Source organism: Candidatus Zixiibacteriota bacterium, assembly GCA_018820315.1.
In the GTDB taxonomy this organism is placed as follows: Bacteria; Zixibacteria; MSB-5A5; order JAABVY01; family JAHJOQ01; genus JAHJOQ01.
The window spans coordinates 33,212-45,502 of the sequence record JAHJOQ010000164.1; the positions used below are offsets into that span (position 1 = coordinate 33,212).

Annotated in this window: 11 protein-coding genes, 1 tRNA gene and 1 pseudogene; 10 read left to right on the top strand and 3 right to left on the bottom strand. The window is 51.0% G+C overall.

The window, feature by feature from the left end; translation table 11 throughout:
- Positions 1–10: 10 nt before the first annotated feature.
- The 5 genes from KKH67_15965 to KKH67_15985 all read left to right on the top strand — a co-directional run bounded on the left by KKH67_15965 (position 11) and on the right by KKH67_15985 (position 5,272).
- Positions 11–994 (top strand): DUF1028 domain-containing protein, encoded by a 984-nt coding sequence (locus KKH67_15965; protein MBU1320673.1) that lies wholly within the window; start codon positions 11–13, stop codon positions 992–994.
- Positions 995–1,203: 209 nt separating this feature from the next.
- Complete coding sequence (locus KKH67_15970) at positions 1,204–1,449, top strand: hypothetical protein (protein ID MBU1320674.1); 246 nt, start codon at positions 1,204–1,206, stop codon at positions 1,447–1,449.
- Positions 1,450–2,239: 790 nt separating this feature from the next.
- Positions 2,240–3,919 carry an energy-dependent translational throttle protein EttA gene (ettA, locus tag KKH67_15975; protein MBU1320675.1) on the top strand — a complete coding sequence of 560 codons (1,680 nt, stop codon included), beginning with the start codon at positions 2,240–2,242 and terminating at the stop codon, positions 3,917–3,919.
- A gap of 78 nt (positions 3,920–3,997) precedes the next feature.
- Positions 3,998–4,570 carry a DinB family protein gene (locus KKH67_15980; GenBank protein ID MBU1320676.1) on the top strand — a complete coding sequence of 191 codons (573 nt, stop codon included), beginning with the start codon at positions 3,998–4,000 and terminating at the stop codon, positions 4,568–4,570.
- Between the two features lie 357 nt (positions 4,571–4,927).
- Complete coding sequence (locus tag KKH67_15985; protein MBU1320677.1) at positions 4,928–5,272, top strand: cupin domain-containing protein; 345 nt, start codon at positions 4,928–4,930, stop codon at positions 5,270–5,272.
- Positions 5,273–5,314: 42 nt separating this feature from the next.
- On the opposite strand, the gene KKH67_15990 is transcribed toward KKH67_15985, so the two are convergent.
- Together KKH67_15990 and KKH67_15995 are read right to left on the bottom strand one after the other, a co-directional pair.
- Entirely contained in the window at positions 5,315–5,482 is a 168-nt protein-coding gene (locus KKH67_15990) for a hypothetical protein (GenBank protein MBU1320678.1), read from the bottom strand.
- Entirely contained in the window at positions 5,483–6,184 is a 702-nt protein-coding gene (locus KKH67_15995) for a fibronectin type III domain-containing protein (GenBank protein MBU1320679.1), read from the bottom strand. It lies immediately after the preceding gene.
- Between the two features lie 514 nt (positions 6,185–6,698).
- Here KKH67_15995 and KKH67_16000 point away from each other — a divergent pair.
- The 4 genes from KKH67_16000 (at position 6,699) to KKH67_16015 (ending at position 10,120) form a co-directional block, all read left to right on the top strand.
- Entirely contained in the window at positions 6,699–8,813 is a 2,115-nt protein-coding gene (locus tag KKH67_16000; protein ID MBU1320680.1) for a C10 family peptidase, read from the top strand.
- A gap of 136 nt (positions 8,814–8,949) precedes the next feature.
- Positions 8,950–9,447 carry a tRNA adenosine(34) deaminase TadA gene (gene tadA / locus KKH67_16005; GenBank protein MBU1320681.1) on the top strand — a complete coding sequence of 166 codons (498 nt, stop codon included), beginning with the start codon at positions 8,950–8,952 and terminating at the stop codon, positions 9,445–9,447.
- Position 9,448: 1 nt separating this feature from the next.
- A complete protein-coding gene (locus KKH67_16010) occupies positions 9,449–9,937 on the top strand; it encodes a hypothetical protein (protein ID MBU1320682.1) in 489 nt (162 codons plus the stop codon).
- A 96-nt stretch (positions 9,938–10,033) separates the two neighbouring features.
- Positions 10,034–10,120: transfer RNA gene (locus KKH67_16015), tRNA-Ser, on the top strand.
- A gap of 317 nt (positions 10,121–10,437) precedes the next feature.
- On the opposite strand, the gene KKH67_16020 is transcribed toward KKH67_16015, so the two are convergent.
- A protein-coding gene (locus KKH67_16020) for an IS630 family transposase (GenBank protein ID MBU1320683.1) occupies positions 10,438–11,570 on the bottom strand; the annotation gives its coding sequence in 2 pieces (ribosomal slippage) (positions 10,438–11,141 and positions 11,141–11,570; 1,134 coding nt in all).
- 85 nt (positions 11,571–11,655) lie between these two features.
- Between KKH67_16020 and KKH67_16025 the strand changes: the two are divergent.
- A pseudogene (locus KKH67_16025) lies at positions 11,656–12,180 on the top strand (DDE-type integrase/transposase/recombinase).
- The last annotated feature ends 111 nt before the right edge of the window (positions 12,181–12,291 follow it).

Below are 12,291 nucleotides of genomic sequence, written 5' to 3' on the forward strand. Positions count from 1 at the left end.
GGAGGAGACTATGTGGAGGGAACTTTTAGTTGTAGTGGCTGTTTTCATCGCGAGTTGGTCATACGCTGACGACGGGCATGGTGATTCTCATAGGCCGGTGCATACGTATTCGATTGTAGCGTACGACAGTACGACTGGCCAATTTGGTGCGGCTGTTCAGTCGCACTATTTCAAAGTCGCCGATGTCATCTGGGCCGAACCGAATGTCGGCGCAGTAGCGACACAGTCGCTCGTCGATTTCGCCTATGGTCCTCTCGGGCTGGAATTGATGAAAGTTGGCAAGACGGCACAGCAGGCTCTTGACGGGCTGATCGCCAGTGATCCAAACAACAATGTCAGGCAGGTTGCAATGATTGACTGTAAGGGTAATATCGCCACTCACACCGGTTCTCTTTGCATAGCCGAGGCGGGACACCATACGGGCAGATTCTATTCCGTTCAGGCAAACCTGATGCGTGACTCGACAGTCTGGGATGCGATGGCTGATGCATATGAGAATTCCTCTGGTGATATCGCCGAGAGAATGATGGTCGCACTCGAAGCTGCACAGGTCGAAGGGGGAGATATTCGCGGTATGCAGTCCGCTGCGCTGATTGTCGTGACCGGTGAACCGACTGGTCGCGAGTGGAGCGATAAGATTTTCGATATTCGCGTGGATGATTCCCCTGAACCGCTCGTCGAACTGCGGCGGCTTCTGAATATTTCGAGAGCATATCGCCATATGGATCGAGGCGATGAACTTATTTCCGCTGAGAAATTCGAGGAAGCCGAAAGGGAGTACTCGATAGCCGCCGATCTCGCGCCCGGCAACATGGAAATTCGATTCTGGCAGGCGGTCACTCTGGCGAGCATCGGAGAAGTCGAGAGATCACTGCCAATCTTCAAGCACATATTCGAAGAAGATTCTCGCTGGCGTGAACTGGTTCCGCGCCTTGTGAAAGCGGAACTTCTGCCGGACGATGACGAAGTGTTGGAGCGAATACTGGCGCAGTAAGGAACCGGGGCTCTTCTGATCTAAAGGAGACATACTAAGGCAAGTACTGCTCTCCCACGGTCGAGTTGTAAGGCATTGCTAGGCTGTACGTTAGGGCTGCTCGATCAAAGTCGGTCGTGCTCTGTTCTGTAATCCTAAATCATTTCGCAGAATAGCCGATCAATAAAGGGAGCTTCTAAGTCCACAGGAGATCGAAAAAGGAGTCGATTATGTTGACATGGTGTGCAATACTGCTCGCGCTTGGAGTCCTGGCATTTCTTGACAGCATTTTCAGCTACGGTGAGATATTCCGCCGTGCTAACTCGCTGATGTTCATGTGCGTTTCGCTCGGGCTACTGGTCAGAACGGCTTCAAAGGCCAGAGCGGAAAAGAAGCGGGCAGCCCAGTCAGGTTACAGACTGAAAGAAGATGGTGCAAGCGATCCAGCGCGAGAAAAAGCTGGAGTATCGGTTTAGTAATTGCTAAGTCCCACGTTTGTCCCGGCTTCGAAGATTAGAGCGGGAGCTGCATCCACGGCTCCCGCCTTCGGGCTTGCTGAAAAATGCTAAATGATATCATTGCGAGCGAAGCGTGGCAATCTCCGCATTTCACAATAGCCTTGATTTACATAGAGATCGCCACGTCGCTTCGCTCCTCGCGATGACGACGTTCCGCGGTCCGTGACTTTTTCAACAGGCCCCTGCTTCAAAGCGCCAATTGTCTCTCAAGAGCATCCAGATATTTGTCCCCGCTGCCAGTTATACAGACGACAACTTTGTCAGTTGATCTGACGAGATTTCGCTGAACCATCTGTTTCAAGCACGCTGGCGATGCTCCCCCTTCAGGCGACGAAAAAATCTGCCTGATACCGTACCGCATCGAATACCAGGTCGGCCTCATGGTCACAGGGATGTAATTCTCTGGTTATTACGACAGGAAGAGGATAGAGTCGGATACGATTCTTCCCTTTTTGCGAAACAAACCGGACGATCTTTCAAGACACCACGCTCATGTAATCGAGATTCAATCAGATAGCTATTATCCCTTGTCTCTACACTATTAAGCAGTTATCATCTCCCTTGCAACAGGGCTTGTTGAAAAGCCATGGCATCGCAGGATTTGTCATCGCGAGGAGCGAAGCGACGTGGCGATCTCTCTTTGAAGCAACACCGCAGTGAGACCCTGAGACTGCCACGCTTAGCTCGCAGCGACGATTGCAGGTCTTCTCAACAAGCCCTACAGTAAGGTTGAAAGAGAGGTAACTGAATGGCTGAAAAATTCATATTTCATATGTATGGCGTAAACAAGTTCTATGGGCAGAAACAAGTTCTCAGAGACATAAACCTCAGTTTCTATCCGGGCGCCAAGATCGGGATCGTAGGCGAGAACGGCTCAGGCAAGACAACTGTCCTGCGCATCATGGCAGGACTTGACACCGAGTTTCAGGGTCACGCCGAGATCACTCCCGGCTTTCGCGCCGCAATAGTAGAACAGGATCTACAGCTCGATCCAAGTCTTACCGTGCGGCAAACCGTGGAGCAGGCTTTCGGTGAGACCAAAGCGTTGCTGGATGAATACAACACCATCGCCGGCAGCATGGCCGAACCGATGGAAGGTGATGAAATGCAGAAGGCGCTGGATAGGATGAGTGCATTGCAGGATAAGATTGATGCACTGGATGCCTGGAATCTCGATCATAACCTCAAGGTCGCTGCCGACGCGCTCTGCCTGCCGGAAGACGATCGGATGGTCGGGACTCTGTCTGGCGGAGAGAAACGGCGGGTCGCACTATGCAAGGTGCTTCTTGAGCGACCGGATTTGCTGCTTCTTGACGAGCCAACCAATCACCTTGATGCAGAGACTGCTAATTGGCTGGAGGCGCAGCTTCGCGAGTATCCCGGGACAGTCATAATCGTCACTCACGATCGCTATTTCCTCGACAATGTCACCGGCTGGATACTCGAATTGGAGGGTGGTCACGGCATCCCCTGGGAGGGTAACTATAGCTCCTGGTTGGAGCAGAAGCTTGATGAACTCGCTTCCACTGAGAAGATGGAATCGTCACGTGCTCAGGCTCTTAAGCGTGAGCTATCATGGATTCGCATGAATCGTGGAGATCGCAATGAACTCTCGCGTTCTCGCATCAGAGAATATGAGCACCTTGTTGCCCGGGAGACCGCCGCGGCGAAATCTGACAGCAGAGCGATCCAGATCGCACCGAGCGAACAGCTGGGCGAACAGATCATTGAGTTTCATGACGCAACCATGGGATATGATGATGAACAGCTCTTTGAGAAACTGTCTTTCGCGCTGCCGCGGGCCGCGGTTGTTGGTCTGCTTGGCCCCAATGGAACCGGCAAGACGACTTTGTTTAATCTTATCAACGGGAGTCTGAAGCCACAGGAGGGCGGGATTGTTGTCGGATCATCGGTGAGGCTCGCGTATGTCGATCAGGAGCGAGCGTTTCTTGACGGCGATAAGAATCTGATCGATGAAGTGGGTGATGGTATTGATACGGTTAGAATCGGAACTCGTGCAGTCCCGATCCGACAATACCTCGCCGGATTTGGGTTTAAGGGCGCGTCTCAGCAGAAGTTGGTGCGAGAGCTTTCGGGCGGAGAGCAAAACCGATGCAACCTGGCCAAGGTGCTCAAAGTCGGAGGAAATGTGCTCCTGATGGATGAGCCAACCAACGACCTCGACGTCAATACTCTGCGGATGCTTGAAGAGGCGATTCTGGATTTCTCCGGATGCGTCATGGTTATCAGTCACGATCGCTTCTTTCTTGATCGAGTCTGCACCCATTTGCTTGTCTTCGAAGGCGAGGCAAAGGTGCGCTGGTTTGAGGGCAATTTCTCTGCATATGAGGAGTGGCGCAGCAAAGAGCTCGGTGAGAAGTCGTTCGAAAATCGGCGCAATCGCTATCGTACGATAGTGAAAGTGTGAAGCCGGGAGCGGGATAGATATATACGACCATCGCAATCAACGACGACTTTACAAAGGTGACGTATGAAGAAATGGGAAATGAAAATTGCACGGGGGTATGATCCAAGGACTCAGAACAAGATTGGTCTGTTTGCGGCACAGCTTGACGATCAGTTGAAACGCCTCAAGAAGGAGGTCAAGAGTCTGACGGTGAAGCAATTGGAATGGCAGTTGAACCCGGGAATGAACAGCGTTGGCATGTTACTGGCGCACATTTCGTTTGCGGAAGTGTGGTGGATGAAAATCGCCGCAAACGAGCTACCTTGGGAGCCTGAGGGGAAGAAAATCATGGCTCGGTACTGCAGCATCGAGGACGATGGCTTGCCGCTTCTGCCCGATGGACATCATCCGTCATTCCTCAAAGGGTTCACTGCAGAGAAGTATCTGTCCATTCTCGCAAAAGGGCGCCGTGCGATCCATAGCGAGATGAAGAAGTGGCGGGACAGAGATTTGGACGATTTCTACAAAGTTGGAAAAGGCGAGGTCTCGCATGCTGCTACATTGCACCACGTACTCGAGCATTTCTGCGGGCATTTTGGTCAGATTCTGTTGCTAAAGCATCTTATGCGTGACGCCGGAATTTTAAGGAAGCAAGAAAAGGCGAAATCCTGAGCTGGAAACCGGCTAACTTCAGATAGTTGTGACGTAACGGTCAGAATCGGCATACTTGGTGTGAGCGTTTCGTGTTGTCCCCGATGCCGTTTTGATAAGCGGTGATGGTAATGTTCGAGTCCGACAAACCGGGCTCTACGAGACTCGAACTGAGATTCCTGCCTATTATCAGAACTTCAACTCGTCCGCCGTTTCTGCTGGATGATCCGGCGCTAGGTGGGAATGTCTTGAATCGCCTGCACTTGATATTCGCGCGTTAAATCCAGTTTCATTCATGTTTCAGTCGACATGTTGCCGATCAATGCGTATAATTGCGATCAGATGCTATATTCAGATAACTGATATGCGGAGGAAACGATGGCTGTTGTCAAATACGATAGTATTAGAATGAGCGGTGTCACGATGGAAGGCGTGGAAGGGACATCCAAAGCAAATGTGATCGGATCTCCCGAGGGTTGGGAGCATTATACACTTCGTGTATTTCGGATCGCTCCCGGCGGGTTCACTCCTTTTCACAAACACGACTGGGAACATGTCAATTACGTCATCAAGGGCAAAGGCACTCTTACACTCGGCGCTACGACATCAGAAATATCAGAAAAGGATTTCGCATTTGTGCCTCCCAATACAATGCACCAGTTCAAGAATGCTCACGATGAGGATTTCGAATTCATCTGCATTGTTCCTAATCAAGGCGCTTGATGCATATTAGCTGCAGTCGATAATTTCTGTCGAGCAGAATTGTTAACAGTCGGGGGAGCTGTTCCCGTCCGGGTCGCAAGGGGCGTTTCCGCCGAGAAAGATGTATCCTACAAGGTAAATCACATCATCGATGCCAATCTCGCCAGAGCAGTCTGTATCACCTATGTCGACAGGGTCGGGAGATGGCCCTCCCAGAAAGATGTAGTTCACTTAGAAAATGATATCGTCGATGTCAACGGACCCGCTGTTATCAGTGTCTCCGCATCCAGCTATCGCTATCACCGGCGAATAACGGCCGGAGCTGTCTTCAGCAATCACCAGATATACATATTCAGATGAGCCACTTGTCGGGGTGTCGACGAAGAATGTGTCACTTATGCCGGGATCACTGAGATCGCCAGACGGATTGTCAAGTCTGAAGAATGGACCATTGGATGATGCATTTCTGCGGTAAATATGATATGACGATCCGGGTGCCCCACGCCAGCTCACCTTGACTTCAGGTGGAGATAAGTCCTCTGCCGTGATATTGCTCGGAGGAGGCGGCCATGCTGCTGGCCCAAGCTGCACGCTCTCTTCCTGGAAGCTGTTATCCGGAATGAGTCCGGTCAGGTGGGAGCTTTCCCCATTTGCTACATTGCAGAAGTGGTAGTCATATGGGATCCCCGGTGATCCTGTTAGAAAATTCTGGAAGTCATCGAACCAGAAACCTGCATCATACCCTGCACCATCCGACGTCACAATCCTAATCTCTTCATCTGTCCCATTCAAATATCCGAAGAAGGAAAGCCGGCCATCCGGTGGGGCTGAATTGTCCGAATTGGACACAGCACCAAATATCGATCCCTGTGCCAGAGCAGAAGAGCTCGACGCGAAGGCTATGAAAAGTGTCAACATGATTCGTAGAGCCATGCAATGATACTCCTGGCACATAGATCATTCGATGTGCTGGTATGGTCGATTCTGTTGGGAGCCGGGAAAGAAGTAGAGTATCCGGCCTAAGCCGATAACCGACAACGCTGTAAGCTCCTTTCAATTATACTGGACAGTCTGTCAGAAACAAGCGAAATCAGTACTCAAAATACGTCAGTCCCTTGACTTGATAAAAGGACGCCCGCGGACGACCACCAGCGACGCAATTTGTGCGATTTCGATAACGTAAGAATTGACCGTCTGAATTTCTACGCATGCTTAGGTTAGTCAAGTAGGCCTTTGCTATCCTGCATTCATGGTTAAAGCTCCAGTCAAGGCGGTCGACCATGAAATAAAGGCTATCATGATGAGATGCAATAGAGTACCAGTTTGATCGAGAATCAAACGAGTTCTTGACATAGAATTGAAAGCTGATATATTAGATATTGAATGTGTTTAAATAGGTAATATTTTCGACACTGTCATACTTGCCGTACAAACCTGGAGGAAAGTGATGTGTGTATTTATGAGGAGTAATCCGTACGGGTTCGCTATGAAGATCCCCCTTCTGCTGACAATATTAATCCTGCTCGCGGCATCTAGTGTCACTGCCACGGTCTCGACTGTTGAAGAGGCGGAGACAGTCTGTCAGAACTGGCTGACCTATATCGTCTACCACACAGGTGACTGGGGTGGTGCCATGAGTCCACAGATCATCGGTGCGGATGACATATATGCCGACGACATACTTCTTGCGAGATGCTTTCATATCTCACCGATCGGATATGTGATCGTGCCGGTTCTGAAAGAGATGCCTCCGGTGAAGCTCTACTCGGTTGAGAGCAATTATGACGTTAATCAGGAGCACGGCCTATCTCAGATGATGCGTGAGATATTTGCACAACGAGCGGAGGTTTACATTGATTTCTATGGCAGCCTTGAGGCGGATCAGGCTTCCAAAGACTATTACATATTCAATGATTCACACAGACAGCAATGGTTGAGGTACGTGAAAAGCCCTGATCACTTCATGGCCGAAGAACTCGGCAAGGACGCGATGCAGACTGTCGGACCGCTGCTGACGAACGTTTGGAGTCAGGATTACCCTTACAACACAGATTGTCCTCCCGGCAACCCGGTCGGCTGTGTGGCGACTGCCATGTCTCAGGTGATGCACTATTATAACTGCCCACCATCAGGTGTCGGGACGCACAGTTACTGGTGGTATCCTGATTCAGGCGACCCTGTCTATTTCACTGCTGACTTTAGAGATACCTATGAATGGGATCTTATGCCCGATCAGTTCTTATGGCCGTACACTGACGAGATGATCGACGCTGTGGCCGAACTTTGCTTTGAGGTAGGTGTATCGGTTGATATGGATTACGCGCCTGACGGTTCTGGCGCTTACTTTGAGGATATCGCACCGGCGCTTCAAAACTACTTCCGATTCAACAGCGGCATGCAACGCTTGTGGCGCAGCTCCACGACTGCCTACACTTGGTTTACATACTACATCAAACCTGAGATCGACGCAGGCCGCCCAATCATCTACGGGATCACCGGACATGCGTTCATCTGTGATGGTTGGCAGGACGGTGGCACCAACATGTATCACCTCAACTATGGTTGGGGTGGCAGTCAGAATGCATGGTATGCTATCGATGATTACTTCTGCGACTGGGGCTGCTCGATGGCTCATGAGTCCCTGTTGCGGTATATCAGACCGTACCCTGACTGGGACGAAGATGGCGTTGACAACGATATTGACAATTGTCCGATGATACCTAATACGAATCAGGCTGACGGAGATGATGATGGCGTCGGAGACCTGTGCGACAACTGCGTGTATGCCTATAATCCGGAACAGGGTGATGCTGACGGTGACGGCGACGGTGACTACTGCGATCCGGATGCGGACGATGATGGTATTCTCAATGAAAGTGACAACTGCTGGCTGGTCGATAATGCGGCGCAGGAGAACAGTGATACAGACGAACTTGGCGATGACTGTGATAACTGCGACTTCGTGGACAACCCGGAGCAATACGACGAGGACAGCGACGGGACAGGAGATTTCTGTGATGGCGAACTGCACATCCAGAGCTACCAGGTTGAAATCCCGCCCGGCTATCTGGGCGTTTACTACTACTATCAGTTCTGGTGTGTAGGCGGAACTGCGCCGTACTATTGGACCAAACTTGCGGGGCAGCCGCCCTATGGTACAGTGTTTGCTAACGGAACGGTTGGGACTGTGTCAGGGACGCCGTCATATATCCCTGCTGGAGAAGACTCTGCAATATCTATTATCACAGTCAAGCTAGAGGACTCAAGCAATCCGGTTCTTTCTGACACAATCGCTGTGAAAATCATCGTGTACCGCGACGAACCACAGCCACCATATGTTTGTGGAGATGCCGATGGTAGCGCAGGGGTCGATATCGATGATGTGGTCTTCCTGATTGCCTACATCTTTTCCGGAGGACCCGCTCCTGATCCGTTAGAATCCGGAGATTCGGATTGCTCGGGAGCGATTGACATCGATGACGTAGTATACACAATTTCCTATATATTCAGCGGTGGCCCGCCTCCGTGCGACCCTGATGATAACGGCACACCGAACTGCTGATCGAACAGCGGTTCACTGAGAATCTCAAGCCCCGACCTGAAGATGTGGTCGGGGCTTTTCATTGCCTGTCGCTCGGCACTTATTCCGTATACAGATTGAGATTGATTTGTTCTTTGAACCAAGCTATAAATGATGTATGAGATTACTCGACGACAATCAGGAAGACCGGCACAATCTCTTCATGCGCGAGGCTCTGCGCGAGGCAGAGAAGGCTGCGGAGAAAGGTGAAGTGCCGGTTGGATGCGTGATAGTGCATGACAACCGCATAATCGGACGAGGCTATAATAGAAGAGAAGCACTACAGGATGCTACGGCCCATGCGGAAATCATCGCCATATCCGCTGCCTGCCAGACCATGCATAGCTGGCGGCTGGAAGATTGCACTATGTATGTAACTCTGGAGCCATGTCCCATGTGTGCCGGCGCGATAGTATTGACGAGAATTCCCGTGCTTGTGTACGGTGCAGATGACCCGAAAGCCGGCGCATGCGGGACTCTTCTTGATATTGTCCGTGACAGCCGTCTCAATCACATTGTAGATGTTATAGATGGCGTAATGGCGCGGGAAGCTCAGAGCTTGCTGCAGGATTTCTTTCGCACACTGCGCCGGAGAAATAGTAAGGCGGAGGACTAGCATGCAACTCACTCGACAGGAGATACTGAAACTCTCGGTCTCGGTTATGTACATTGGATTGCTTGTCGACCTTGGTGGAGCTGCCCTGTTTTATTTGGTCGGGCAATTTCTTCGCAGCCAAGGGATCATAACGCTTGTACCGGCTGAGTCACTTGACATGCTCGGTTACGGCCTGCTGGCCGTCAGTGCCGCGGAGATTGCCACAATCGTAGTCCTGAAACGGAGATGGATTAGCGCAAGATCCCCTCAACTTCGGTCTATCCGAAAACGTGAGGTTTTTTATAGGCAACTGAAACTCATGTTTGCCACCCTTTTCCTTGTGACCCTTACTCCCGCTTTGTACGGATTCCTGTATTTCGTTCTCGGAGGTACCGAAACGCTGTTTATTCTTCTCATCGTAGCGACTATGATCGGCTATATGCTGATTAGAGTACGCCCAAACGATCTCCAGAAGAGCATCGGCAGTATTGAACTGGAAGATCCTGAATGAGCATTGCTCATCTTTTGTGCGAGAGAATGGACTTGACAATGTGGAGATTTGGAATAAGATAGTATCCTTGCGCTGGCTTTCCACCAGCAATCAGTCGGAGAGGTGCCGGAGCGGTTGAACGGGGCGGTCTCGAAAACCGTTGAGCCTTCGCGGGCTCCCAGGGTTCGAATCCCTGCCTCTCCGCCTTGCAACCTGTTGTACTACAATTATATACGAGCATTCAGGGCTTTAGCGGAGAGGAAATAGTTCGAACCCCCTTGAGCCGTAACCCCTTGTATTGTAAAGCAGTATTACTTCGAGCCAGTAAGGTTCTCATCGATTTCTATCTCTCGCGATGCCCGCAGATAATCGGTGTTCGAGTACCGTGGATTGCCTAGACTGCGCGTACCGGGGATATTCGTTCCGCTGATATTCTGAACCCGAATCGAGAACTGTAATCGTCTGTCATCTCCCGGATTGAAGACTCATTTCCGTATTTGAAGAGATATTATAGTACTTCTTCATGATTCAATTTGTGGGTATAGCTGCTTGAGCTTGATTCTTGCGTTCTTTGTTGTGAATCGCCAGTCGACGCCCTTTTGACTCTGGTTGCGCTCTCTATACCACTCACGCGCCTCTTTCCTTAACGTTTCAATGTGAGGTATCCTTCGATTAAGACATTGTCTTGTGAACACGCTCAACTCGATCTCCGCAATGTTCAGCCAACTCCCGTGCCTTGGTGTATGGTGTATCTCAAGCCGCTCCAAAAGACGCCGCGCTTCTCGTGGCTCGAACGCCTCGTAAAGGGACGCAGGCTTGTGCGTGTTCAGATTGTCCATGACCAGAACCACCTTTTCCGCTTCCGGGTAATCCACATCCAGAAGTTCCTTAATCTCATGCGCCCAGTCAATCATCGTCTTGCGCTCCCGGACGTTCACCTTCCGCCAGTTGCCCAGAGGCTCGTTAAACATGAAATTGTTCGCCGTCCCGTTCCGCTCATATTCGTAATCCACGCGCTCCGCCCAACCGGGGGCCGCTTCTATCTTCCGGCGGGTCTCCTTGATTAGCTGTGTCGGTTGCTCGTCCATGCATACAACCGGATAATCCGGATCATAAGGCCGCTTGTAGACTTCCAGCACGTCCTCCATGTGCGCGACAAAATCCGCATTCTGTTTCGGCGGTATCACCCAGGATTTCCTCAGGTGCGGTTTAAGTTCGTTTTTTTAAGCGTCTGCCGCACGGTCTCGTGTGAAATGCTTTCCACTACCTCCAGTTCCACCATCTTGTCCGCCAGCAGATGCAGCGTCCAGCGCGCTCGGCCCTTGGGCGGCTTGCTGCAACTCAGCGCGATCAAGCGGGCCTCTTTTTCGCCGTCGAGTAGTTTTTCCCGCGGCGGCATTTCGCGCTTCTTTCGATTCAGCGCCGCATCGAGCCCCTGCTCGACGAAGCGTTTCCGGATGCCCTCGACCGTACGCGCATGGCAAGAGAAAGCCTCGGCAATGCGCCAGTCGGTCCAGTTCGGTCCGTCGGCATCGGCCTTCAGCAGGATGTGGGCATGCCGAATCCTGTACGCAACGGTCTTGCCCTTGGCGCTAAGTTGCTCCAGTCCTCTACGCTCTCGGTCCGAGAGCCGCACAATGTACTTCTTGCTCATGGCGATCCTCCATCAGGAATATAAAGTCCTCATGAAGATATCCACCAGATTACGTCACTCCTATATTTAATCATGAAGGAGTACTAGGGCCATTCATACCCGTCGCTATGCCAAGCAAGTTCCTGGCCACCACATCCAGGTTGATGTGACATTCCTTACTCTCAAGAACCCCGAGGACAGGAAGGTCCGTCGTTTCCAATACACTGCCATAGATGATGCCACCAGGATCCGGGCTCTGAAGATCTACAGACGTCATACTCAGAACAACGCCATTGATTTCATAGATTACGTGATCGATAAGTTTCCGTTTCGCATCCATACCATTCGCACAGATCGGGGCCATGAGTTCCAGGCTCTGTTCCATTGGCATGTCGAAGACAAAGGCATCCGCCACGTGCATATCATCAAGCCGCGCTCGCCGCAGCTCAACGGCAAGGTCGAGAGATCCCACCGTTCCGACAAAGAGGAGTTCTATCAGCTATTGACCTACACATATGATGTAGATTTGAACAAGAAACTGGAGGAATGGGGACGATTCTACAATTGTGGTCGTCCTCACGGAGCGTTCAATGGAAAAACTCCTTACGAAGCGCTCAGAAGTATGTTATAATAACCGGATATCTGTCTCATAGGGTACGTAATATCACACACACGACCATCAAAATCGGTGTTGACTAATGAGAGGATTTATTGCTTCTTGCGAATCAACAAAGCTTCGGGA